We start from the raw sequence: 24,185 nt of genomic DNA on the forward strand, positions 1-24,185 counted from the left end.
AACTGCGCGATGCGCAGTTCTTCCCACAGGCCGGTAGGACCGCCGCGCCCATCGAGACGTCAGCGCTGCTGTGTTGCTTGGCAAGATCGTCCTTGGTCTTGCCCCCGGCTGTTCGATGAACTGCGCTTCGCGCAGTTCATCGACCCCCAGTCCAGCGCGGGCGCTGGTCCGGGTCCCGGGGCGGATAGCCCCGGTGGGGCCTGGGGCAAAGCCCCAGCGCAGCGCCTTCACGCGAGCCGCCGCGCCCGCCGCGCCGCGAGCGCATCGCGCGCCCGTTTCTCGGCCGCGTCGAGGTACGTGTAAATCACCGGCGTGATGAAGAGCGTGAGGAGTTGCGATACCAGGAGCCCGCCGACGACTGCGATGCCGAGTGGCCGCCGCGATTCGCCGCCTGCGCCGAACCCGAGTGCGATGGGCAGGCTGCCTGCGAGCGCTGCCATCGTGGTCATCATGATTGGCCGGAAACGAATGCGCGCCCCGAGCACGATCGCCTCCGTCGCGGGCTTTCCTTCCCGCCGCTCCGCCTCCAGCGCGAAATCGATCATCATGATGGCGTTTTTCTTGACGATCCCCACGAGCAGGAGGATTCCGACGAACGAATACACGTTGAGCTCCTGCCCGAGGACGAGCAGCGCGAGCAGCGCGCCGAACCCCGCGGAGGGCAAACCCGAGAGGATCGTGATCGGGTGGACGAAGCTCTCGTAGAGGATCCCGAGTACCACGTAGATGACCAGAATGGCGAGCACGAGCAGCACGCCGAGGTTTCCGACCGACTCCCGGAACACCTGGGCGCTGCCGAGGAACTGCGTCCCGATGGTGTCTGGCAATCGCTCCTTGGCGAGCGCCGACACGCGCGCCACTGCCTCCCCGAGCGGCGCGCCTGGGGCCAGGTTGAAGGAAATGGTCACGGAGGGCAATTGCCCGAGGTGCGTGATGCTGAGCGGACCTGCGCCCTCCTCCGTCCGCGAGACTGCCGAGAGCGGCACGAGCTCGCCGCTCGCCGACCGCACGTACAGGAGCCCGAGCGCGCTCGGATCCTGCGTGAAGCGCCGATCGAGCTCCAGGATCACCCGGTACTGGTTCGTCGGCGCGTAAATCGTCGAGATTTGCCTGCCTGCGTACGCGGAGAACAGCGCCTCCTCGATGCTCTGCGCCGACACGCCGAGCGTCGCCGCGCGGTCGCGATCGATGACGAGCGTGGCCTCGGGCGTCCTTCGTTCGAGATCACTCGTCACGTCGATGAGCCCCGGGAGAGCGCGCATCGCCTGTTCGAGCTCCGTCGCCGCGTCGTAGAGCTCGTCCACGTTCGCGCCTGTCAACGTGAATTGATAGAACGCCCGCGTGACCTGGCCGCCGAGACGAATGGAGGGCGGGTTCTGCAGGTACACCTCGAGCCCCGGGATCCTCGCGAGCTTGGGCCGCAGCTCGGCGATGATCTGCTCGGGCTTCTTGCCGCCGCGCTCGTCCCGATCCTTCAATCGAATGAAGAGGCGACCCGTGTTGCCCGATCCGCTCGTCACTCCGGCGCCGTGGCTCGACATCACCGACGCCACGGCCGGGTGCGCGCGCACGATGTCCGCCGCCGCCGCCGTATACCCGCGCATTGCCTCGAACGACGTCCCCTGCGCCGCGCGCGTCAGCGCGAAGATCTGCCCCGTGTCCTCGCTCGGAAAGAGGCCCTTCGGCACGACCACCGCGAGCACGATCGTCCCCCCGAGCAGCACGAACAAGGCCATCAGCGTGGCGAACCGGTGCCGCAGCACGAAACCGAGGCTCCTCGCATAAACGCGATCCATGCGCCCCGCCGGCTCGCCGTGCGGCTCGTGCTTCGTTTCCTTTTCGTGCACGTTCTTCAGCCGCAAGAATCGGCTCGCCAGCATGGGCGTGAGGAAGAGCGAGACCACGCCCGAGACGAGGATCGCGATGCTCATGGTCACGGCGAACTCGCGGAGCAGCCGCCCCACGATCCCTCCGAGAAAGAGCACAGGGACGAACACCGCGACGAGCGACGTCGTCATCGATACGACCGTGAAGCCGATCTCCCCCGATCCGTCGAGCGCGGCTTTCAGCGGAGGTTTTCCCATTTCGAGGTGCCGGAAGATGTTCTCCAGCACGACGATCGCGTCGTCCACGACGAACCCCACGCAGAGCGTGAGCGCGAGCAGCGAGAGGTTGTCGAGGCTGTAGTCGAGCGCCCACATCCCCGCGAACGTGCCGATGAGCGAGACGGGCAAGGCCACGCTCGCGACGATCGTGGAGCGCAGATCCCGCAAGAAGAAGTTGATCACCAGCACGACGAGCCCGATCGTGATGAGCAGCGTGTGCTCCACGTCGGTCACCGATTCGCGGATCGAGATCGACCGGTCGTAGAGCATCTCGATCTCGATCGAGGCGGGGATCTCGGCGCGCAGCGCGGGCAAGAGCGCGCGCACGGCGTCGACCACGGCGACCGTGTTCGTCCCCGGCTGCCGCTGGATCGCGAGGACGATCGCCCGCTTGCCGTTGTAATGGGCCTCGATCCGATCGTTCTCCACGCTGTCCGTGACCGTGCCGAGCTCCTCCAGCCGGACGGGCGCGCCGTCGCGATAAGCGACGATGATCGGCCGGAACGCGCTCGCCCGGTAGAGCTCGCCGCTCGCCTGCACGACGTACGTGCGCGCGGGCCCTTCGAGCACGCCGGTCGGCAAATTGACGTTCTCCCGGGCGACGGCGGCGGCGACCTCGTCGATGCCAATCTCGCGGGAGGCGAGCGCCTGCGGATCGAGACGGATGCGCACGGCGTATTTTTGCGAGCCGAAGACGAGGACCTGCGCGACGCCGCGGATCATCGAGATGCGCTGCGCGATCGTGGTCTCGGCATACTCGGAGACCTCCGACGTGCTGCGCGTCTCGGCGTGCAGCGCGAGGTACATGATGGGCTGCTCCGCCGGGTTCACCTTTTGAAAGCTCGGCGGCGCGGGCATGTTCGGCGGCAGATCCCGCGCCGCGCGGGCGATCATCGATTGCACGTCGAGCGCCGCCGCGTCGATGTCGCGCGAGAGGTCGAACTGGAGCACGATCTGCGTGCTGCCGAGGCCCGACGTCGAGGTCATCGAGTCGATGCCCGCGATGGTCGAGAACTGCCGTTCGAGCGGCGTCGCCACGGCCGCGGCCATCGTCTCCGGGCTCGCGCCCGGCAGCGACGCGCTCACCTGGATGGTCGGAAAATCGATCGTCGGCAGATCGCTCACCGGGAGCGCGCGAAACCCCGCAATGCCGAAGATCACGATGGCCAGCATCGAGAGCGTGGTCATCACGGGCCGCAGGACGAAGGGCCGGGAGACGTTCATCGCGCCTCCTGCCCCGGGCCCTCGCTCACGATGGTCACCTTCGCGCCCGGCTGCACCCGCAATTGCCCGTCCGTCACCACGCGCTCGCCCGCCGCGAGCCCCGATTGCACGATGATCCGCCCGCCGGTCACGCGCTCACCCGGCTGCACGGGCCTCATCTGCGCGGCGTCGTCCCCGCCGATCACGAAGACGAATGTGCCCGACGGCCCCGTTTGCAAGGCCTCCGCCGGGATCACCACCGCGCCCTCCTGCACGCCGAGGCGCACCGTGGCCTGCACGAATTGCCCCGGCCAGAGCGATCGCGACGTGTTGTCGAAGGTCGCCCGCAGGCGCAAGGTCCCGGTCGCGCGATCGATGGTGCTGTCGATGAACGAGAGCGTCCCGTGCTCGCCATTGCCTGTGGCCCCCGCGTCGCCCGACGGCGCCGCCGCCGCGGAGACGGGCAGCGGCCCGGACGAATTCGCCATGGCCTGCTGCAAGGCCGGCACGCTCGCCTCGGGAATGGCGAACGAGACGAACGCCGGCGCGAGCCGGACGATCTCGACGAGCACCGATTCGTTCGCCCGCACGAGGTTGCCCTCGCGCACGAGGATGCTCCCCGTCCGCCCGGTCATCGGCGCGCGAATGGTCGTGTATTCGAGATCGAGCCGCCGCGCGACCGTGGCCGCGCGGAACGCGTCGACCGCCGCCGCCGCGGCCCGCGCCTCGGCGCGCCGGAGCTCGGCGTCCTGCCGGCTCGCCACGCCCGCTTTGGCGAGCTCCTCGTATCGCGTGGCCTCCGCCTCCGCATTCGCCGCCTGCGTCCGGCTCCGCTCCAGGTTCGACTCCGCCTCGCGCAAGGCGACCTCGAACGGTCGTTTGTCGAGGACGAACAATACGTCCCCCTCGGCCACGTCCGCGCCCTCCTGAAACTTCACGGCCGTGACGAGCCCGGTCACCCGCGGCCGCAGCGAGACCCGCGCGGACGGCTCGACCGTGCCAATGGCGGAGAGCTCGATCGGCACGGTCGCCACCTCCGAAAACGCGACGCGCACCGGCGCGCGTGGCGGCTCGGCAGGACCCTTCCGCTCGCGCGAGCAGGCAGGCGCGAGGAGGGCGAGCGCGAGGACGAGCAGGAGCGCTCTCCTTCGCGCAGCGTCAATCGGATGGAGGGAGATCACGGCTCGCACGGAGTCCGATGCCGCGCGGGACGTTCAGGATGCGCGGCCGGGCGAGCGAGACGATTTCGTCGACCGAGCGCGCCGGTTCACCGAAGAAGCGCGAGATACCTCGTCGCGCGCCTCTCTCCTGCATCCGCGCAGGCCAGGAAAAGGCGGCGTGCCTCGATTTTGCGGCCCGCGAAATGGGCGACGAGCGCGCGGGCGAAGAGGACGCTGGGCTCCGCACTTCCCGCCGGCTCCCCGAGCCAGTCGTGCCAGGCGAGCGCGAGATCCCAAAAACCTTCGGCATGAACCTCGGGTTCGTCCTCATGCACGAGCAGACCCTCGAGATCGTGCCCCACCGCGTGGCAAAGGATCGAGAGGCCGACGAACGGGAGACCCTCGATCTCGCCGTGGAGCGACGAGCCTTGCGCCGCGAGCGCCTCCGGGCCCTTTCCCGCCGTCTCCCGGAGCATGCCCATGTCGAGCCGCTTTGCGTGCGGCAGCGACTCATTGACGAACCCGAGCATCCTGTGCCAGTCGGCCCGCGGCAGGTGGTAGCCGCACGTGCCCGCGAGCGCGAGTGAGAGGAGCGGCCCCTTGGCCTCCGCGTCGATGCGCAAGGCGATAGCGACCACGTTCTCCGCCATGGCATCCTGGACGAATTCGAGCGGCACGTGGCGCGGATCGTCGACGCGGATCCAGTCGCCGTCGAGCTTGCGCAAAAGCGCCCCGAGCTCGCCTTGCCGGCTCGCCTTCCCACGCTCGACGAGCGCGCGCCCGAGCGCGAGGCAGCTCCACGAGATGGGCACGTCGCTGCCGGAGACGCGCCCCACCATCTCGGGCACGACCAGCGACGTCCCCGCCCCGGAGACGGCCGCGAGGGAGAGCAGGTTCACGGGCTGCTCGCCCTCGGCGTACGTGTAAGAAAAACCCTTTTGTCCGCGAATGGTTCGTCCCATCGATGGTTCGCTCGAGACGCGCGAGATGGCGCGGCGGATGGTAGCGTCGGGCGAAGAGGGCGGCGCCGTCAAGCCAAACTCACGGCCCCTCCGCGCGTTTCGTCCATTTCTTGCGGAAATGGAGCCCCGCTGCGATCGCCGCGGTGACGAGGGTCAAGGGCAAGGCGCGGTGCATGACCTCCGCTCGCAGCGCCGCGATCCAGACGAGGAGCGCCTCGCCGAAGAAACGGCAGAGGCCGATCCACAGGGTCTGCGAGAGGACGATCGCGGGCACGAGCAGGCGCGCCGGGGCGGCGAACGCGCCGGCGAGGGTGCTGACGATGGGTCCGGGGATCGCGATCACGAGCAGGGGCGCGCTCGTCCGCACAGGCTTCACGAGGCGCTCGACGCGCGCCTCGGAGGCGACGCCGCGCGCGACGAGCCAGCGCAGGGCGCGGGGCCCCTCGGAGCGGCCGAACAAATATGCGAGCAGGCATTGTCCGGCGCAGAGGGGCCATGCGACGGCCCAGTAAGCGACGGGCGAGGACACCCCCGCGACGAGGACGAGGTGGGCGGGGACCGGCGAGAGCGCGACGAGCGCGAGGGGCGCGTGCGCGAAGAGCACCGGCGACAGGGCCGCCCCGACGATGCGGCTGCCCATGATCAGCACGAAGGCCGTGGCCAGGTACGGCCGGCGCGTCGCGCGGATGTCGCTCCCCGGGCCCTCGCTCATTCAATCGTCCTCGTCGTCGCCCTCGTCGTCGTACCCGTCCGCATCGCTCTCGTCGTCGTCCTCGTCCTCGGAATCGTCGTCGTCCTCGGAATCGTCGTCCTCGTCGCCGTAACCGAGACGCCGGTTCATCTCGCTGTCGAGGTACGGATTGCCGAACGGGTCGCGCTCCCAGGGCGGAGGCTCGTCGCTCTTCGCCTGCGAAACCTTGCTTTGCTCGTTCGCCGGCTCTTTGCTTTCGATGGATGCGCCCACGGCGGCGACGGCGAGCTCCTGGAGATCGTTGAGCGTCTCGTCGAGCGTGCGGCCGCCGGCCTCGGCCGTTTGCAGCGCCATGAGCGTGACCACGATGCTGGTGCCCTGCGTCGTGGAGATTTCCTGGACGAACCCGGAGAGCGCCTCGGTCGCGCCCGCGACGCGTGACACCGCCGGCGGAGGCGGGTCGCCCCGCAGCGCGTCCTTGAGGCGCGCGAGGATCACGTCGTCGCCGAATCCGGCCTCGCGCAGCGCTTGCAGGCCGGCACGAATGCGCGACCAGCGGACGCGCGACGCGAGCACCTCCGGCGGCTCCTTCGGCAGGACCGCGGCGGCCAGGTCCGCGAGGATGTCGAGCGCCCCATGTACGCCCTGCTCCGCGAGCGCTTGCAAGGTCTGCGCGAGGGAGCTGCGCAGATTCGGATTGATACGCGTGCCGAAATGAGCGGCCTCGGCGACGGCGGCCCGCGCCGCCTCGAGCGCAGGTTCGTGCTCGCCGCCCCTCGCGTGCGTGAGGAGCAGGTTCCCGCATACCGTGAGCAGATCCGCGCGCGCTTCGACGAGCGAGTCGTCGTCCGCCGCGCGCCCTTCGGCCAGGAAGCCCGCGATCACCTTTTCGAGGATGGATCGCGCCCGGCGCATCCGCTCGATGCCCTCGTCCCTCCGGCCCGTCCCGAGCGAGACCCCGGCCATGTCGCCCCAGCTCTTCGCGGCCATCGCGCTCTCGACGCCGTCGTGCTTCTCGCGGAGCGCGAGCGCCTTGCCATAATGAAGCTCGGCCCCCTCGGCGTCCCCGGTCATCCCGAGGGCGCTGCCGAGGTGGTGATACGCTTCCCCAGCCTCGCGCGACGCGGCGTCGATTCGCTCACGAATGGCGACGGCGCGGCGGAGCGCCGTGACGCCCTCTTTCGGATCGCCGCCCCAGGTCGCGGCGAACCCGAGGTTTTCGAGGCACGTCGCGATGCCCGAATCCTCGGGCGGGAGCGCCTTCTCCGCCTTGCGCAGGGCCTCGCGCCCGGCCACGATCGCATCGTCGTACCGCCCGAGGAACGAGAGCCCCTTCGTGCGGTCGGCGAGCGTCTTCCAATCAAACGGCGCGCTCTCCGGCGGGAACTCGTACGTCCCCGCGAGGATCCCCTCGAAGCGCGGATCGTCGCGGATCGAATCGAAATAATCGTCGGCCCGCGCCTTGTCGATCCATTTCTTGTCCTTCTCGACGGCGATGGCGAGATCACGCAGCGCGGCCTCGCGATCCCCCGAGATCGCGCGCTCACAGGCCCGGTTGAACCAGAGGACGTCGTAGCTGCCGCCGAGCAGCACCTGGCCGTCCTTGTCGACACGCGCGATCGCCTCGGTGTACGCCGCGATCGCATCCGCGTGGCGCTTCATCGTCGTGAGGATGAAACCCTTGTCCATCCAGGCGAGGGCCGAATCCTTTGCCGAGATCGCGCGCTCGGCGGCGCGCAGGGCGCCTTCGTTATCCCCGCGCTTCTGCAAGATTCGGATGTGCTCGCGAATGAGATCCTTCGGCCGCCGCGCCTGGTACGCGAGGATCCCCTCGGCCCACGCGTCGAACGAGGCGATCTCGGGCGCAGGCGAATCGGCCTTTCCTTCCGCCGCGAGCTCGCGCTGGGCCATGGCCGCGGCGAGCGCCTCGGCGTCCGCGAGCGCCTCGTCCCCCGTGTCGTCCGAGTCATGCAGATACGCGAGGAGCGCGAGCGGCGTGATCGCGCCCGGCAAGAGCTCCCGGAGCTTTTTCGCGAGCGGCCGCCCCTCGGGGCCATTGCGCAGCGATATCGTCCGAAAGAGGAGACGCTCGGCCGCGAGATTTTTCACGTGCGCGTCCATCGCGTCGATCGCGCGATCACACGCCTCCGTGTATTTTTCGTTCAATCGATCCCGCACGATCCAGAGGATCGGGTGCAGGTCCTCCCGGGTCGGCAGATCCTCGCGCGTGGCCAGCGTCGGCTCGATCTCGGCCCGCACCACGGCCGCGAGGCCCTCCTGCCCTTGCGAGCGCTCGATCTCCGCGACGAGCACCGCCGCGAAATACGCCTTCCAGGCGCGCCCCGTCGCCGCCATCGCCTGCGCCCACGCGGCCGCCGCTTCGAGCTCGTAGAGCGGCAGCTCCTTCCACAGGAGCCGCGCCGCGGCGACCTCCACGCGGCGCCATTTCTTCTCCGTCAGATCCCGCCGGAGCGCGTCGCGCAGGTAATCCTCGTTCTTCGTATCGAGATCGTCGACGTAATCGCCGCGCACGGCCCTGGCGGCGAGCTCGTGGAGCTCACGCGCCCACGGCTCCATGTCCTCGGGCACCGGCCCGCCCGCGAGCATCTCGCCGAGCGTCTGCTCCAGCGACGCGTCCGAGAGCGCCACGACGGCCTTGTGCGCCATCCAGCGGACGGCCTCCGCCTCGTCCCGCAGCCTCGCGGCGAGCACGCCGCGGATCCTGTCGGGCAGCGTCGGCGAGAGCGCCGCGACGGCCTCGCAAAGCGTCGCGATTTTCTCCTCGGGCGCCTTCGCCTCCTCCGCCCGGGCCGCGAGCTCATCCATCGTGCGACGCACGACCGACGCCTCGAGCCACGCGGGCATCGGTTTGCCGCTCTTCCATTCGATGAAGCGGACGCCGAACAGAGGAGAATCGATGAGCAACATGTGCCGCCCTTCGCCCATGTCGACGCTCCAGAAGGGCGGCGCGTCGGTCCGGCGCGGCGCGCGTCGCACGACCCGAAACCCCTCGCGGGCCACGCCCTCGAAGATCGAGCGCAGCGTGACGTCCTCGCGGAGAAAATACACGACGTGTTCGCTCATGGTTTCCTCGGAGCTCAGGGGCGGAGGGCGTTCTTCAAGACCTGCACGTTGCTTTCGTCCGTCTCGCGAAGCAGCGCTTCGTGGAGGAATCGCTTGTGCCGCGCAAGGGAGGCGAAGTGGTAGCCGAGGCGCCGCTGCTCGGGATCCTCGCGGCCGCCGAGCTCGGCGAGCAGGGTCCGCACGGCGGCGCCGTCATCGCCCATCACCGCGAGGCACGCCATCGCGTGATAACCAAGCGACGGCGCCTCTTCGGGATCCCGGACGAATGCAAGGAGCGCGTCCGCCTGATAGCCGCGCAAGCGCGAAAGGACCGCGAGCGCATCGACGGGCATGTCCGAGGGCAATCCCTTGGGCAAGTCCGGCAAAAGCTGCGTGAGCAGGGGCAGGATGCTCTCGTGCGCGACGGGGGCATACCGGACCTCGACCACGCAGAATTTCTCCATCGAGGAGACCGTGATCGCGGCGCCGAGGCGGCGCGTTCGCATCGTGATGCTCGGCACGGCGCCGTCGACTTGCGCCATGTTCTCGCCCATTCGATAGCCGGTGCTGACGAGCGCGATCCCCGTCGGATGATCCGGCCAGGGATCCTCGGCAAACCGCGTCCCCCAGGGCAGGCTGTCGGTGCCGGGCATGTTCTGGAAGAACCGCACGATGGTGTCGAAATCGGCGCCCATGCCGGTCTCGGTGCCCATGTAGATCCGGACGCTCCGGGGCAAACCGACCACCTGTGGCAATGCCTCCTCCGTCTCGGGCCAGGCGTACGGCGCGAACGCCGCGGCGAGCGAGTCCGCCGTCGTCCCCGCGGGGATCCAGAGCGGCGGCGGCGTGGTCTCGTGGAGCGCGATCCAGAGCTGATCCGGCCGCGCGGGATCCGCGAACAACGTCGGATTGTGGATCTTCCGCATCCAGCGATCGCCGCGCACACCCCCGCGCGTCGCGAGCGGGACGATCCCCTCGAGCATCCCGTAGCAATCCTCGTGCGCTTCCTGGGGGATCCACGCCGCGAGCGGCGCGTCCTCGTCCTCCGCGCTTTGAATGCGCGCGGCCGCCTCGCCGCTCTCGTGCTCGTTCAGCCACACCCAGCCTGTTTTGCCAGGCTGCCCGGAGTCCCCTGCGGTCTGCGCGAAGAGCGCGTCGAGGAAAGGTTTTCGCTCCTTCCACCAGTGCGAGGGTAGGCCCATGGCCGCGACGCTCGCACGACCTCGGCGCGAGGACAACGGGAAAGCAGCCATCTACGCGCGGGCCGCTTCGTTTGACGGTGAAAACAGGCGCCGGGGTTCGTCAGGCGAGGCTGCCGAGCGCCCAGCGCTCGGCCGACTCGACGTCGGGGAACATGCGGTAGGGATAGGGCGGCGTCGACATCCAGAAAATCGCGGTGAGCGCGCCTTTGGGGAACGCCGCGTCGACCACGAAGGCGCAGGCGGCGCAGCGCCGATAGACGTCGAGGTGCTGGGCCAGATGCTCCGCCAGCGTCTTGCGTTGCTTGGGCGAGAGCTCCTTCGTCCCGCGATAATCGTGCAAGAGCGCGAACTTCCCCGCCCGACTCTTCAGGACGTGGGCGAGGTTCTTCACGAACTGCTCGGTTTGCGCCTCGTTCGCGCGCGGGTGATTCACCAGGACGACGAGCGGCCAGCGCGACAGGTCGAGCACCCCCCCCTCGAGCACGCCCTGGCCTCCAGAAAGCGAGGCGAGGCGGCCCGTGTCGCGCGGTGCCGGCAGGCCTCCCGGAGGAGGAGCCACCGAGGCGCGTCCGCTGCTCGGCGGCGCCGGCGGTGGTGTGGACTTGAGGATGAACGACATCGAGGTGGAAGATACCACCCCCGCTGCGAGACTGCCACAGGGACATCCTCGACGGGCACGTGCCGAAACGCGGATCACGGACATGGACGCGACCGTGCTTCGCGCTCGGCCGCCACTTGTCAGAGCCGCAGAAGATCCCTCCGCTCGGTCAGCGGCGGACGTACCTGCCCTCGCGCTGCGGGGGGCCGAGTTTTGTGTCGTCCCCGACGCACCAGGGTCCGGAGCCGTTTCATTTTGGACAAACGTACGTTTCGTTCGGGAACGTGACCGCGCACTCCGCGTCGGAGTTGCAGCCGGCGTATTCACACCCCCCGCTCGTGCAGGTGTAGTTGTCGGCGTCGAACGCCCCGCCTGCCGCGCCGCCCATGCAATCGGCCGCGCTCTGACACGATTGCGCGCAGGTGGCGACGCTCCCGGCCGCGAACACCTTGCAGACGTACCCCTGGCCGAACGTGACCACGCACTCGGCGTCCGTATGGCAACCCGCGTACTGGCAGCCTCCGTTCGTGCATGCGTAATTGTCGGCGTCGAACGCCGATCCTGCCACGCCCATCGAGCAATCCGCGGAGCCCTGGCACTTCATCATGCAGGACGCGAAGCCTGCCCCGATGGACTTGCAGACGTAGTCCGGACTCAAGAAACTGGCCTCGCACTCGGCGTCCGAATGGCACCCCACATATTCACAGGTGCCGGCGGTACACGCATAGTTGTCGGCGTCGAACGCCGATCCCGCCGCGCCCATCGAGCAATCCGCGTTGCTCTGGCACGCCGCGGTGCAATAAGGAACCGTCACGGGCTCCGAGCCCCCTCCCCCGCCCGAACCGCTGCTGCTGCTGCTCCCGCCGCCCGCACCGCTGCTGCTGCTGCTCGCGCTGCCGCCTCCGGCCCCGCCGGCGCTGCTGCTGCTCCCGCCGCCCGAGCCTCCCGCGCCGCCGTCGCCCGAGCTCCCGGGGTTCGCGTCCGCGGAGCAGCCGAAAACGACGGTCCCGAGGAAGAGCGGCGATAACGAGCGCACGAGCGACGACACGCGTGTCCAGGCCATGGACGCATCCTGCCATGAATGCCTCACGGAATGAACGAAAAAAAAAAAAGCCGAGGCTCCTCCGAAAGCTTCATCAATGCGATCGTGGCCGCCGGTGTCACGTCCGGGTGCGACGCGGCGAAGCAGCTTGATTGCCCCGACCCTCCGGTTTCGCGCGCTCAGATGGCGACGTTCCTCCACCGCGCGATGCAGTAGCCAAGAACAGGCCGACGGAATGATCCTCGCCGTTGATCCGGAGCTCGATCCGATGCTCGCCAGGGTAATGGCGGCGCGTCGTCAAATCGACCAGCTTTACCCGGCCCTCGATCCGCTCCCGCCCCGACGGCACAAGCTCGATCTTGCGCAGCTTGAAGACCTTGGGGCGGTGTTTTCCATTCGCGCCGGGATAATGAACGACCGCGTCGACGACGAGCGTTTGGGGCGCATCCGCGCGCGAGACGATCTCGCACGAAAATCGGGCCTCCTCGCCGAGCGGGACCTTTTGCGGCGTGACGCTCGTCCGCTCGATCGCGATCTCAGGCGCAGCCGAGGCGCCGAGGAGCGCGAGCGCCCCCGCATGCCCGCGCTTGACGAGCCAGCGGAGCGCGTGCCGGACGATCCACGCGCGGCCCGGCCCCGCGCCCTCCATCCAGCGGCGGCACAAGGCGACGACACGATCCGGGTGATCCTTGGCGATGTCGTTGAGGTTGTTCGCCACGCTGTTGCGAACGTACGCCTCGGGATCGTCCTTCAAGCGCTCGAGCAGGTCGAGGACGGGCGTGGGGTCCTCGATGAACGCAGGCAAGCGCTCGGCCCAGGGCAAACGCGGGCGCGTGCCCTCGGAGACGAGGCGGCGGACGTGGGCGCTCGGGTCGGTCGCCCAGGCCCCGAGCCGCGCGAGCGTGCGCGCGGGATCCCGAAGCAGGAACGGCCGGATCGAGAACTCGGCCGTGAACACCTGGGTGAGCGCGTGCTGGGCCCGCATCGAGGCCTCGAAGTGATCGAGGCCGCGCTCGGCCACGAAGGTCAGGTGCGGGAGGTAGAAGAAGCTCGACATCGCGCCCTCGTCGCGGGACGCGGGCGTGTCGAGGGAACGGAGGAGGACGTCCACGGCCCGTTCGAAGTCCGCCGGCAAAGCGCGCCCGAGCGCGGCGGCGATGTGACGCCCGCGCTCCTTGAGCTCCTTGTCGTCGAGCCCGGCCCTGGCTTCGGCGATGAACGAGCGCGCGGGAAAATCGGGCCAGGCGGCCTGCATCGACGCTGCGATCCGGCGCACGAGGCGTTCGTCGAAGAAATTTTTGAGGGGCTCGGCCATGGACGCGCCGCGATGACACGTGGAGGCCCTGGCGGAAAGGCCCAAGGGCGGCCCTGGACGAAAAAATCTCGGCCGACGAGGCGCCGCGCGCCCGTTTTGGGTGCGGAAATCTACCCAGGCGCGCGGGACCTCGCGTAGCCTGTACGCGCAGTGGTCCCGGAGTTCAGTCAGGCGTCGGACCGGTTCCTCATCGAAGGTCGCGCAGGCAGCGGCGGCATGGGGGACATTTACAAGGCGACCGACCAGCTCACGGGACAGGAGGTCGCGCTCAAGATCCTGCGCGACAGCGCGACGCCGCAGGAGCGCGTGCGGTTCATGCGCGAGATCGCCATTCTCGCGGACCTGCGCCACCCGAACATCGTCCAGTACGTGACGCACGGGACCTGGAACGACGGGCGGCTGTTCTTCGCGATGGAATGGCTCGACGGCGAGGACCTCGGTCAGCGGCAGCGACGCGCGCCGCTCGGCATGCGCGACGCGGTGGAGGTCGTCCGGCGGTCGGCCGCCGCGATGGCCGCGATCCACGCGCGGAACGTGGTTCATCGCGATCTGAAGCTCTCGAACATCTTCCTCGTCCGCGGCAAGGGCACGGCCATCAAGCTGATCGATTTCGGCGTGGTGAAGCCGCCCGTGCCCGACGAGTACCAGACCGAGCGCGGGACGATCATCGGGACGCCGCATTTCATGGCCCCCGAGCAGGCCCGCGGCGAGCCGATCGACGAGCGCGCCGACGTGTACTCGCTCGGCGCCGTGCTGTTCCGCCTCGTCACGGGGCGGAACGTGTTCGAGACGGAGCACGTGATCGCGCTGCTCGGTCGGCTCGTGCTGGAAGATCCGCCGAACCCGCAGAGCATCCGCTTCGACGTGCCCGAGGCGCTCGCCGAGGTGATCCTGCGCTCGGTCGCGAGAAGCCGCGAAGATCGCTTCGAGAACAGCGGCGAGCTCGCCCGCGCCCTCGCGCGCGTCGGCCAGCTGAGCAACGATCCGCCCGCGGCCGATCGCAGCAGCGCCTCGGCGGTCCGCGCGCTCCCCGGCCAGAAGCCGATCACCATCACGGACTCCGGCGCGCCGCCCGTGCCCGCCTCGCGCCCCGGATCGGCCGAGCGCCGCGTGGTCGCGTCCGTGCTCTTCGACCTCGCCGGCGCGCGCCTCGGCGCGGACGTCGATCAGAAGCTGCGCGCCGTGCTCGGCGACGACACGCGCCTCGAGCCGCTGCTCGATCAGCAGATGGTGGCCGTGCTCGGCGTCGAGCACTCGCGCGGGGACGAGGTGATGCGTGCCGCCCGCGCCGCGCTCGTGGTGACGCAGGCCCTGCCGACCGCGCGCGCCGCCGTGGCGATCGGACTCGCGATCCGCGGGCGCCAGAACCTCGCCGGTCAGGCGCTCGAGCGCGCCGTGGGCCAGATCGAGCTCGCGAGCCCGGGGACGGTCCGCGTCGACACGCACGCCACGAGCGCGCTCGAAGGTCGGTTCCTCCTGCAAGCCGACGCGCGCGGGGGTGTGCTCCTGCGCGAGGACACGAGCGGGTTCGTCGCGCGCCAGCTGCTCGGTCGCCCGACGCCGACGGTTGGTCGCGAGAAGGAGATCGCGCTCCTGCAAGGCATTTACGGCGAGCTCCTCGAGGACGCGACGCCGCGCGGCGCGCTCGTCCTCGGCGCCGTGGGCATCGGCAAGAGCCGCGTGCGGAGCGAGCTCTTGCAGCGCCTCGAAGTCGCGCCGGTGCGGCCCGAGCTGCTCATCTGCCGCGGCGACTCGATCAGCCAGGCGTCGAGCCTGTCCGCGCTCGGCCGCGCGCTCCGCTCCGTGATGGGCCTGCAGGACGGCGAGGCGCCGGCCGATCAGGTGCTGAAGGTGCGCAGGCACGTCGGCGCACGCCTGCCGCCGGGACAACGCTTCGTCGCGGGGTTCCTCGGGGAACTCGTCGGCGTGACGTTCCCGGATCAGGACGACGAGCCGCTGCGGGCCGCGCGCGCGAGCGCCGAGCTCATGCAGGCGCGGCTGCGCATGTCGCTCGAAGCGTACGTCCGCGCCGAGGCGGATCGCGCGCCGCAGGTGCTCGTGCTGGAGGACGTGCACTGGGCCGACGATACGACGCTCGAAATGGTCGATTGGCTGCTCGGCTGCGCGGACCTGCGCTTCGCCGTGTTCGCGTTCGGCCGCACGGAGCTCGCCACGCGCCTCCGCACGCTCTGGGAGCGCCGCAACATCACGCGCGTTTGGCTCGCGCCGCTCTCCCCGCTCGCCGCCGATCGTCTGGTCTCCGCGGCCCTGCCGGGCATGGATGCGGCGACGCGCGCGCACCTCGTCAAGCGCGCCGACGGCAACGCCCTGTTCCTGGAGGAGCTCGTCCGCTGCGCCGCCGAGGGCCGCAACGAGCTGCCGCTCACGGTGCAGGCCGTGGTGCAGCTCCGCCTCGATCGTATGTCCCCCAAGGTTCGCGAGGTCCTGCGCGCGGCCTCCGTCTTCGGCCAGTCGTTCTGGACCGGCGGCGTGACCGCGCTCCTCGGCAGGAGCGGGGGCCTCGAGCTGTCGGAGCTCTTCGCGGCGGAGATCGTGGCCCGGCAGCCGGAGTCGCGGATCGCCGGGGAGGACGAGTGGATCTTCCGTCAGGCGCTCGTACGCGACGCCGCGTACGAGGCGATCCTCGACGAGGATCGCGCCGCGCTGCACCTCGCCGTGGGCAACTGGCTCGAATCCGTGGGCGACGTCGACGCAGGCCTCATCGCGCGGCACGCGGACGCGGGCGGCGCGCACGAGCGGGCGGCGAGGCTCTACGCGCGGGCCACGAAACAGGCCTACACGAACGGCGCGCAGCTCGAGACGGCGCTGGAGCTCGCGAACCGCGGCCTCGCTTGCGGCGCGGCCGGGGACGTGCGCGTCCAGCTCCTCGTCGCGCGGGCGCAGTTCTCGATCTTCATGGGCCGGCTGCTCGACGGCATCGCCGCGGCCGAGGAAGCCGCGCAGATCGCCCGCGGCGGCTCGGACATGTGGGGCGAGGCGCAGCGGCTCGCCGCGGCCGCGTTGATCGAGTCGGGCCGCGCCGCCGAGGGAGACGATCGCGCGGCCAAGGCCCTTTTGCCGCCCTACGCGAACACGCTCTCGCCGCCGATCCGCGCGAGCCTGCTCGCGGTGCGCGTCCGCGGCCTCGTCGATCGCCTGCAGCCCGGCGAGGCGATGCGCGTGGCAAACGACGCGGTCGAAGCGGCCCGCGCCTCCGGGGCGAGCGACGCGCTCGTGCGCGCCCTCGACGCGCGGCTCTTCGCGATCGCCCACATGAACGACCCCTCCGAGGTCGTCACCACGGGCGCGTCGCTGATCGAGGTCGCCGAGAGCATCAGCGACATCGCCTTCGCCACGCGCGGCCGCCTGAACGTGGGCTCCGCGCTGAACCACCTCGGCATGTTCGAGGAGGCGCAGTCGATGCTCGAGCGCGCGCTCTTCGACGCCCGCGCCCGCCGCATGCGGATCCTCGAGGCCTTCGCGCTGCACAACCTCGGCATGAGCTACGCGCGCCTCGGCAACCTCGATCTCGGCATCGATCATCAGCGCCAGGCCGCGCGCATCGCCGACGAGACGAACGCCGCGCGCCTGCGGGTGAACACGCGCATCTACGAGACGATCTTCCTCGTCTGGCGCGGCGCCCCGGGCGACCTCGCCACCGCGCTGAGCCTGGCCCGCTGGGCGATCGAGGAGACGCGTGCGCAGCCGGCGCTCCAGGTCCTCGCGCTCTTCGCGCTCTCCCGCGTCCAGCTCGCCCGGCGCGCCGTCGACGCCGCGGTCGAGACCGCTCGGGACGCGAACGCGCGCCTCGCCTCGGCGCCCGTCGAGGAGTGGGAAGAGGGCATCCGCGTGACGCTCGTCGAGGCCCTCCTCTCGGTGGGCGAAGACGACGAGGCGAACGCCGTCCTCGATGCTGCGTTCAACGCCCTCACGGAGCGCGTCCGTACGATCCGGATGCCGCACCATCGCGAGGCGTTCGTGCGTCGCAACGAAGAGGTTTATCGGATCGTGCAGTATGCCTACCACCGGCTGGGCCGGTATTTTCACGCAGGCACCTGATCCGCGGGCGACGCGCTTCTCCGCTCGAACGCGGAAGGTTCGTTCGGTAGCACGCAAGAAAACGTTGCATCACCCCGGCTTCGGGATTAGTCCCCCGGGGTGATGCGTGCAGATCGTACTGGTTTCGTGAGTGCTCGGCGTTCGTCTTGGCTCGCGGGGTTGCGGGCTCCGGTGCTCGCGGCCGCGCTCGTCGCGGGCGTGGGCGGGTTCTTCGCGGCGGAGGAGACGGCCGCAGCGCAGTCGAAGATCGCGGTCATCGACGTGCGTCGCGCGATGCTCGAGACCGAGCAGGGCTTGCGGGTCCAGGCGACGCTGAAGAAGCTCTTCGACAGCCGGCAGGTCGAGCTCGACGCCAAGCAGCAGAAGCTCCAGGCCGAGAAGGAAGCGCTGGAGAAGGACGCGCAAAACAAGAAGGTGCCTCAGGAGCAGCTCCAGCGGCGCTTCGAGACCCTGCAAAAGCAGGCGGGCGAGCTCCAGGCGATCGCGATGGAATACCAGCGCGAGATGCAGCGCAAAGAGACGGAGATGACGACGCCGATCTACCAGGACATCATCGGCATCGTCCGCCGGATCGCGGCCCAGGACGGCTTCGAGATCATCCTGGAGAAGACCGCGGTCCCCTACATGCGCGCCGACCTGGAGATCACGGATCGCGCGATCCAGATGTACAACAGCGCGCATAGCGGCGGCGCCGGCGCAGCGCCGGGCAAGCCTGCCCCCACGACGCAGCCGGGCAAGCCCGCGGCCCCCGCGGCCCCCCCGGCTGCGGCTCCCGCGCCCGCGCCGAAGAAGAAGTAAGCGGCTCGCCGACAGGCGAACCCCGGAGACACGAAAGCCGGATCCGAAGCGCGAGGAGCGCGGGATCCGGCTTCGTGCATTCGAACCGACGATCAGGGGGCGACGCAGCAGAACGTGGTGGCGTTCGTCGGCGTGAGCGCGCCCGTCGGCTGGCCACCGCCCGAGACGGCGCAGGCGCCGCCGGTGGGCGGCGTGGTCGTGGCCATGCGACCGATGAGCGCAGGGTTGCCCGCCACGTTGGCGCAGCCCCCCGCGGCGAAGCTCGCGATCTGCGTGGTGCACGTGTTGAGCGTCTGATCACTGTAGATCGTGATCGTCGCATCACACGAAGCTCCGCTCGGCGCGCCGCACGTGCACGGGCTGCACGCGCGCGTATCCGCCGCTTCCTCGAAGAAGAGGTGCTTCTCGGTGAATTCACCCGCGGGGCAACTGTTGTCGCCGCCCTTGTAGACACACAGGCCCGGCAGGAAGGGCGGGAGCGTCTTGGGCTGGCATACCATGCCCATGCCGCACCCTCCGCCGGGAGGCGCGTCGCCGCAGGCTTTCCCGTGAATGGCCCATGTGACCGGCGTGAGCGCGGGAGCCCCGCCGCTCGGCATGCAGCTCCCCCCCGTCACCGTGGGCTTCGGGGTCGTGACGGAGACGTTGCACGGGCCATTGTCGCAGGTTTTCCCCCCCTCATAGCCGTCGGGCCCATGGCACGCGCCGGTCCACGCAGCGGGGACCGTGAGCTTGCCCGTGGCCGTCGGCGTCACGCCACAAGCCTTGTTCTGGATGGTGATCTCATCCGCCAGATCACACGCCTGGCCCGTCGGCGCGCCGCACGTGCAAGCAGCGCAGGTATGGATCGGCGTCGTGAGCGTGTTTTCGCCCTCGTAGGGCGTGACCGTGGGGAACGTGCTCGGGCACGCGGGCGTCTGCGCGGGCAAACCCTCGAAGAGAGCTGCGAAGCCGCTCCAGCCGAAAGGCACGGACGGGACGCATACGTGCCCCTGCGTGCACTCGTCGTCCGCACAGTCGACGAGCGAATCGCCGTCGTCGTCCATGCCATTGAGGCAATCTTCGGAGCCGGCCGATCCGCCCTGCCCGCCTTGGGCTCCCCCGCCGCCCTGGCCGCCCTGGCCTCCGACGCCGCCCTGGCCGCCCTGCCCGCCCGGACCGCCTTGCCCGCCGGCGCCGCCCGGCCCGCCCGAAGGCTCGGGCTCGTCGAACGTGTAGGCCGGATAGAGGCACGCGGCCGGCATCGCGACGACGCCGAGCCCCGCGACCACGAGCCACGATGCCACGCGCAAGGACGAACGTGCTCGACGTTCCATCAGAACCTCCCCACGAGGCTCACGCCACCGAGCGTCGCGCCGGGCGCGGCGCCGATGAACCGCGCGCCTCGCTCGGACTCCGCGGAAGCCGATTGCGCCGACGCGGACGACTTTTTCGAACCACTCGTCGCGAGCAGAATGACACCCGTGATCAAGCTCGCGGCCCCGACGCCCACGGCCCCCTCGGCGATCCCCGTGAACAGCCGCCCTCGATCCGCGGTCTCCTTCGCCGACGGCGGGCACGACGTGTCGCCGCCGCAGAGCCCCTCGAGCTCGTCGATCGTCGATTGTCGCGGCCCAAAGAAGAGCGCGAGCCCGGCGCCGATCCCCGCGACGCCGATGCCCGTGAGCACGATCCCCGGGATGCTCGGCCCGCTCGGCGGAGGCGGCGGGGGCGGGGGCGGCGGAGGCGGCGGCTCGTCCTTCGGGCCGGCGTCGGACTTCACCGGTTCGTCCTTGACCACGACCTCGACGGTCTTCTTGTCGCGCTCGGGGACGTTGATCGAGTCCTTCCAGACCTCGCGGTTGCCGAGCTTCGCCACGATGTAATGCGGGCCCGGATCGACGGGCATCTCCACGCCGACCTGCGTCGCGCCGAGCTCGGTGCCGTCGAGCTCGATGACGGCCGCCTCCGCGCCTTTGCCGCGCGCGATCGTGAGCTTCGGGACGCGCTCCTCGATGGCGGCGATCTTCGGCGTGGCCGCCGCCGCGACGTCCGCGGCCTTCTTGTCGCCCGCGGCCGCGCTCGCGGCGAGCCTGTAGTTGCCGAGCGCCGAGAGCAGCTTGCCGAGCTTCTCCTCGCACTCGGCGATGTTGAAGGCGACCTGCGGGGTCATCTTCACGGCCGCGACGGCCTTGAACTTCACGAGGGCGCCGGCGCAGTTGTTCGCCGCGCTGAGCGCGAGGCCCTCGCGAAAGAGCAAGCGCGCCTTGTCGAGCTCCTCCTTCGACTGTGCGGAGGCGTCACCCTGCGAGAAGAGCGCGATCGCCGCGGCACCGGCCATCATCGCCACGCGCGCCGCGCGACGCGCCCTTCGCTGAGAAGACATGTTCATCGCCCTCTGCTCCCCACGCCCGCGACCCCTTCGAGGCTGCGAGCGCTGCGATTCTACCCGACCCCCGCGCGCGCCGGAACTCCCGCGCTGCGAGGGCGCAGGAGCACCTCCGGGCAAACGTCACTTCTTCGTCTTGCCGAGGTCGAGCTTGATCCGCGGACGCCCCGTGGACGTCGTCGCCGACGGGGCCGTGCTCGCCGTCGACGTCGGGGCCGCGCTCGCCGTCGACGTCGCGGTCGCGCTCGCCGTCGCCGTGGTCGTCGGGGCCGTGGTCGCCGTCGACGTCGCCGTCGCGGTGGCCGTCGTCGTCGCCTTCACGGTCGTCGTCGTGGGCGCCGTGAACTTGGGCCGCTCGCCGATCGGGATCCGGTCGTCGCCGAGGATGCACATCTTCGTCGTGTCGCTGGCCGTGAGCGTGTCGCAGAGCTTGTAGCCCTCGGGGCACTCGCCGGGGCCCTGGCACGTCGCCGAGCAGAAGCCGGGATCACTCGGGGCGTCGGCCTTCTTCAGGCAGAAGCCGTGATCGCACTCGCTCGCGTTCGTACAGCTCGCGCCGACCTTCGAGCCTGCGGCCTTGCTGCACTCGAGCCCCGAGCCCGTGTCCTTGGCGCGACAAACGAGCCCGTCGCCGCAGTCCTTGTCATACGTGCAGCTCTTCGTGCAGATGCTGCCCGTGGCCGCGCACTGAAGCGACGCGCAATCCGTGTCTTTCGCGCAGGCCGCCCCGAACGCCTTCTTCTCGGGTTCTTCCTGCTTCAAAAAACCGCAGCCAGCTGCCCCGAGACCGAGGAGCAACGCGATCATCGCCCCGCCTCGCAGCGCCCCACCCACCTTCGCCCCACGGGTTTTGCTCATGGTTCCCTCTCTCGCCGCGCGAGAGCGCGGGCCGTGTGTCCGTCTACCACAGCCCGGGCGCCGAGGGACAACCTCCTGCGGCGCGCCACGGCAGGTTCGCTTATGATGCGCACCCGATGACCTCCTTCTTCCAGGGCCCTGCCTCGCCGCCGGACGGCGCCTCCGCCGCCGCCTCCGCCCAAGATCCCGTGCCCTCGCGCGTCCGCGTGGAGGACGACCGGACGGGCATGCACCCCGCTGCCCTCCGCCGCGCGTTCACCGACCACGTGCAGTTCTCGCGCGCCCGTGACTTCGAGACCGCGACGAGCTTCGACCGCTTCGTCGCGCTCTCGCTCGCCGTCCGCGACCGCCTCGTGGAGCGCTGGTCGCAGACGCAGCGCACCTACTACGAGACGGACGCGAAGCGCGCCTACTATCTCTCCGCCGAGTTCCTCCTCGGTCGCGCGCTCCAGTCGAACCTCCAGGCCCTCGGCGTCGAAGACACGTACCGCGCGGTCCTGCGCGAGCTCGGGATCGACCTCGACGAGATGATGGAGCTCGAGCACGACGCGGGCCTCGGCAACGGCGGCCTCGGGCGTCTCGCCGCGTGCATCCTCGAGTCGATGGCCACGCTGGAGCTACCCGGCCAGGGCTACGGCATCCGGTACGAGTTCGGCATCTTCGAGCAGGTGATCCGCGACGGCGCGCAGGTCGAGCGCGCCGACGAGTGGCTGAAATTCGGCAATCCCTGGGAAATCGAGCGGCCCGAGTACGCGGTCACCGTCGGCTTCGGCGGCCGCACCGAGATGGTCCAGGATGCCCGTGGCGGCTACCGCGTCCTCTGGCACCCGGCCGATCACGTGCTCGGCGTCCCCTACGACACGCCCATCGCGGGACACGGCTCGGGCACGGTGAACACGCTGCGCCTCTGGGCGGCCCGCGCCCACGAGGACTTCGATTTCGGCCTCTTCAACGAGGGCGACTACGTGAAGGCCGTGGAGCAGAAGAACGCCTCCGAGGTCATCTCCAAGGTCCTCTACCCGAACGACAACTTCGACAAGGGCAAGGAGCTCCGGCTCCGGCAGGAGTACTTCTTCGTCGCCTGCTCGATCCACGACATCGTCTGGCGGTACACGAAGACGCACGACACCTTCGCGAAGTTCGGCGACAAGGTCGCGATCCAGCTCAACGACACGCACCCGGCGATCGCCATCGCCGAGCTCATGCGCGTGCTCGTCGACGAGCACGGCCTCTCCTGGGACGAGGCCTGGACGCAGACCGTCCGGGCGTTCGGCTACACGAACCACACGCTCCTGCCCGAGGCGCTCGAGCGCTGGCCCGTCGCGCTCTTCGAGCGCATCTTGCCGCGGCACCTGGAGATCATCCAGGAGATCAACCGCCGCCTGCTCCGCGCGGTGACCGTCGCCTTCCCCTACGATCAAGGCCGCGCCCGGCGCATGAGCATCTTCGAGGAGGGCCCCGAGCGCATGGTCCGCATGGCGCACCTCGCGGTCGTCGGATCGCACTCGATCAACGGCGTCGCCAAGCTCCACAGCGAGCTCGTGCGCAGCTCGCTCTTCCGCGACTTCCACGACCTCTGGCCCGAGCGCTTCAGCAACAAGACGAACGGCGTCACGCCGCGCCGCTGGCTCTTCGCCTGCAACCCCGGGCTCTCCCGCCTCATCACCTCCCGCATCGGCCCGCGCTTCGTCACCGAGCTCGAGCGCCTCGCCGAGCTCGAGCCTTCCGTGGACGATCCGTCGTTCCTCGCGGAGCTCCGGGCGATCAAGCGCGCGAACAAGGAGACGCTCGCCCGCATCGTCAAGCGCGAGCTCGGCTTCGACGTCGACGTCCGCGCGATCTTCGACGTCCAGATCAAGCGCCTGCACGAGTACAAGCGCCAGCTCCTGAACGCGCTCCACATCGTCACGCTCTACCTGCGCGCCAAGCGTGGCGAGCGCGTGCACCCGCGCCTCTTCATCTTCGGCGCCAAGGCCGCGCCCGGGTATCGACAGGCCAAGCTCATCATCAAGCTCATCCACGCCATCGCCTCCGTCGTGAACGGCGACGGCCGCGTCCCCGAGCTCAAGGTCGCCTTCCTGCCGAACTACCGCGTCTCGCTCGCCGAAAAGATCATCCCTGCGGCCGACCTCTCCGAGCAGATCTCGACCGCCGGCATGGAGGCCTCCGGCACCGGCAACATGAAGCTCGCGATGAACGGCGCGCTCACGATCGGCACCTACGACGGCGCCAACATCGAGATCCGCGAGGCTGTCGGCGCCGAGAACTTCTTCCTCTTCGGGCTCACGGCCGAGGAGGTCGAGGCGCGCCTCGCGTCCGGCGTGCCCGGCCGCGCCGCCTACGAGGCCGATCCCGAGCTCCGCGAGGCGATCGACTTCATCCGCTCCGGCTTCTTTTCTCCGGACGAGCCCGACGCCTTCCACCCGCTCGTCGACGAGCTGCTCGGCCGCGACCGTTACCTCGTGATGAGCGATTTCCGCGCGTATGCCGACGCCCAGAAGGACGTCGAGCGGGCGTTCCTCGACGAGGAGGGCTGGTCGCGCAAAGCCGCCCTCAACATCGCTCGGGTCGGCGGCTTCTCGTCGGACCGCACGGTGCGCGAATACGCGAATGAAATCTGGGGGATCGAGCCCTGCCCCATCCGGCTCGTCCCCGACGAGCCCGCCGCCGAGTAGGGCCTCTCCGCCCGCTCCCTGCCCGCCCCCCGCCCCGAGCATAACGATTCTCCGCGCGCGACCACCGGCGCGCCGGGCCCTGGCTT

At 69.9% G+C, this 24,185-nt stretch carries 15 protein-coding genes; 3 read left to right on the forward strand and 12 right to left on the reverse strand.

All coding sequences use genetic code 11. The features are described from left to right. Window positions 1-227: 227 nt before the first annotated feature. The 9 genes from QHF85_RS09340 to QHF85_RS09380 form a co-directional block, all read right to left on the reverse strand. On the reverse strand, window positions 228-3,329 hold the full coding sequence (locus QHF85_RS09340) for an efflux RND transporter permease subunit (protein ID WP_281326749.1): 3,102 nt from the start codon (window positions 3,327-3,329) through the stop codon (window positions 228-230). Continuing rightward, window positions 3,326-4,489 (reverse strand): efflux RND transporter periplasmic adaptor subunit, encoded by a 1,164-nt coding sequence (locus QHF85_RS09345; RefSeq protein ID WP_281326750.1) that lies wholly within the window; start codon window positions 4,487-4,489, stop codon window positions 3,326-3,328. The genes QHF85_RS09340 and QHF85_RS09345 overlap by 4 nt, the downstream gene beginning before the upstream one ends. An 86-nt stretch (window positions 4,490-4,575) precedes the next feature. Next, window positions 4,576-5,430, reverse strand: a complete 855-nt coding sequence (locus QHF85_RS09350; RefSeq protein ID WP_281326751.1) for a hypothetical protein — start codon at window positions 5,428-5,430, stop codon at window positions 4,576-4,578. A 79-nt stretch (window positions 5,431-5,509) separates the two neighbouring features. Beyond that, window positions 5,510-6,142, reverse strand: coding sequence for a hypothetical protein (locus QHF85_RS09355; protein ID WP_281326752.1), 633 nt, complete (start codon window positions 6,140-6,142; stop codon window positions 5,510-5,512). After that, entirely contained in the window at window positions 6,143-9,205 is a 3,063-nt protein-coding gene (locus QHF85_RS09360; RefSeq protein WP_281326753.1) for a tetratricopeptide repeat protein, read from the reverse strand. It lies immediately after the preceding gene. A gap of 14 nt (window positions 9,206-9,219) precedes the next feature. Beyond that, window positions 9,220-10,386 carry a hypothetical protein gene (locus QHF85_RS09365; protein ID WP_281326754.1) on the reverse strand — a complete coding sequence of 389 codons (1,167 nt, stop codon included), beginning with the start codon at window positions 10,384-10,386 and terminating at the stop codon, window positions 9,220-9,222. A 100-nt stretch (window positions 10,387-10,486) separates the two neighbouring features. After that, entirely contained in the window at window positions 10,487-11,005 is a 519-nt protein-coding gene (locus tag QHF85_RS09370; protein ID WP_281326755.1) for a hypothetical protein, read from the reverse strand. 229 nt (window positions 11,006-11,234) lie between these two features. Further along, window positions 11,235-12,047: a hypothetical protein gene (locus tag QHF85_RS09375; RefSeq protein WP_281326756.1), complete on the reverse strand. Its 813-nt coding sequence runs from the start codon at window positions 12,045-12,047 to the stop codon at window positions 11,235-11,237. Window positions 12,048-12,144: 97 nt separating this feature from the next. Beyond that, window positions 12,145-13,341, reverse strand: coding sequence for a DNA alkylation repair protein (locus QHF85_RS09380; protein ID WP_281326757.1), 1,197 nt, complete (start codon window positions 13,339-13,341; stop codon window positions 12,145-12,147). Between the two features lie 150 nt (window positions 13,342-13,491). Between QHF85_RS09380 and QHF85_RS09385 the strand changes: the two genes are divergently transcribed. Further along, on the forward strand, window positions 13,492-17,400 hold the full coding sequence (locus QHF85_RS09385; RefSeq protein ID WP_281326758.1) for a protein kinase: 3,909 nt from the start codon (window positions 13,492-13,494) through the stop codon (window positions 17,398-17,400). A 126-nt stretch (window positions 17,401-17,526) separates the two neighbouring features. Next, window positions 17,527-18,198: an OmpH family outer membrane protein gene (locus tag QHF85_RS09390; protein WP_281326759.1), complete on the forward strand. Its 672-nt coding sequence runs from the start codon at window positions 17,527-17,529 to the stop codon at window positions 18,196-18,198. 92 nt (window positions 18,199-18,290) lie between these two features. Here the strand turns inward: QHF85_RS09390 and QHF85_RS09395 are convergent, their stop codons facing one another. From QHF85_RS09395 to QHF85_RS09405, 3 genes are all read right to left on the reverse strand, one after another. Then, window positions 18,291-19,514 (reverse strand): hypothetical protein, encoded by a 1,224-nt coding sequence (locus tag QHF85_RS09395; RefSeq protein ID WP_281326760.1) that lies wholly within the window; start codon window positions 19,512-19,514, stop codon window positions 18,291-18,293. Next, window positions 19,514-20,569, reverse strand: a complete 1,056-nt coding sequence (locus QHF85_RS09400; RefSeq protein WP_281326761.1) for a hypothetical protein — start codon at window positions 20,567-20,569, stop codon at window positions 19,514-19,516. The genes QHF85_RS09395 and QHF85_RS09400 overlap by 1 nt, the downstream gene beginning before the upstream one ends. A 120-nt stretch (window positions 20,570-20,689) precedes the next feature. Further along, on the reverse strand, window positions 20,690-21,424 hold the full coding sequence (locus QHF85_RS09405) for a hypothetical protein (RefSeq protein ID WP_281326762.1): 735 nt from the start codon (window positions 21,422-21,424) through the stop codon (window positions 20,690-20,692). A gap of 116 nt (window positions 21,425-21,540) precedes the next feature. Between QHF85_RS09405 and QHF85_RS09410 the strand changes: the two genes are divergently transcribed. Further along, window positions 21,541-24,099, forward strand: coding sequence for a glycogen/starch/alpha-glucan phosphorylase (locus QHF85_RS09410; protein ID WP_281326763.1), 2,559 nt, complete (start codon window positions 21,541-21,543; stop codon window positions 24,097-24,099). Window positions 24,100-24,185 lie beyond the last annotated feature (86 nt).

The organism is Polyangium sp. 6x1, from assembly GCF_029946515.1.
Classification (GTDB): domain Bacteria; phylum Myxococcota_A; class Polyangia; order Polyangiales; family Polyangiaceae; genus Polyangium.

Coding starts and splice junctions, on each gene's coding strand:
- QHF85_RS09405 (WP_281326762.1), bottom strand. CDS start 21,424: ATGAGCAAAACCCGTGGGGCGAAGGTGGGTGGGGCGCTGCGAGGCGGG.
- QHF85_RS09400 (WP_281326761.1), bottom strand. CDS start 20,569: ATGAACATGTCTTCTCAGCGAAGGGCGCGTCGCGCGGCGCGCGTGGCG.
- QHF85_RS09355 (WP_281326752.1), bottom strand. CDS start 6,142: ATGAGCGAGGGCCCGGGGAGCGACATCCGCGCGACGCGCCGGCCGTAC.
- QHF85_RS09370 (WP_281326755.1), bottom strand. CDS start 11,005: ATGTCGTTCATCCTCAAGTCCACACCACCGCCGGCGCCGCCGAGCAGC.
- QHF85_RS09410 (WP_281326763.1), top strand. CDS start 21,541: ATGACCTCCTTCTTCCAGGGCCCTGCCTCGCCGCCGGACGGCGCCTCC.
- QHF85_RS09350 (WP_281326751.1), bottom strand. CDS start 5,430: ATGGGACGAACCATTCGCGGACAAAAGGGTTTTTCTTACACGTACGCC.
- QHF85_RS09360 (WP_281326753.1), bottom strand. CDS start 9,205: ATGAGCGAACACGTCGTGTATTTTCTCCGCGAGGACGTCACGCTGCGC.
- QHF85_RS09375 (WP_281326756.1), bottom strand. CDS start 12,047: ATGGCCTGGACACGCGTGTCGTCGCTCGTGCGCTCGTTATCGCCGCTC.
- QHF85_RS09340 (WP_281326749.1), bottom strand. CDS start 3,329: ATGAACGTCTCCCGGCCCTTCGTCCTGCGGCCCGTGATGACCACGCTC.
- QHF85_RS09380 (WP_281326757.1), bottom strand. CDS start 13,341: ATGGCCGAGCCCCTCAAAAATTTCTTCGACGAACGCCTCGTGCGCCGG.
- QHF85_RS09365 (WP_281326754.1), bottom strand. CDS start 10,386: ATGGGCCTACCCTCGCACTGGTGGAAGGAGCGAAAACCTTTCCTCGAC.
- QHF85_RS09395 (WP_281326760.1), bottom strand. CDS start 19,514: ATGGAACGTCGAGCACGTTCGTCCTTGCGCGTGGCATCGTGGCTCGTG.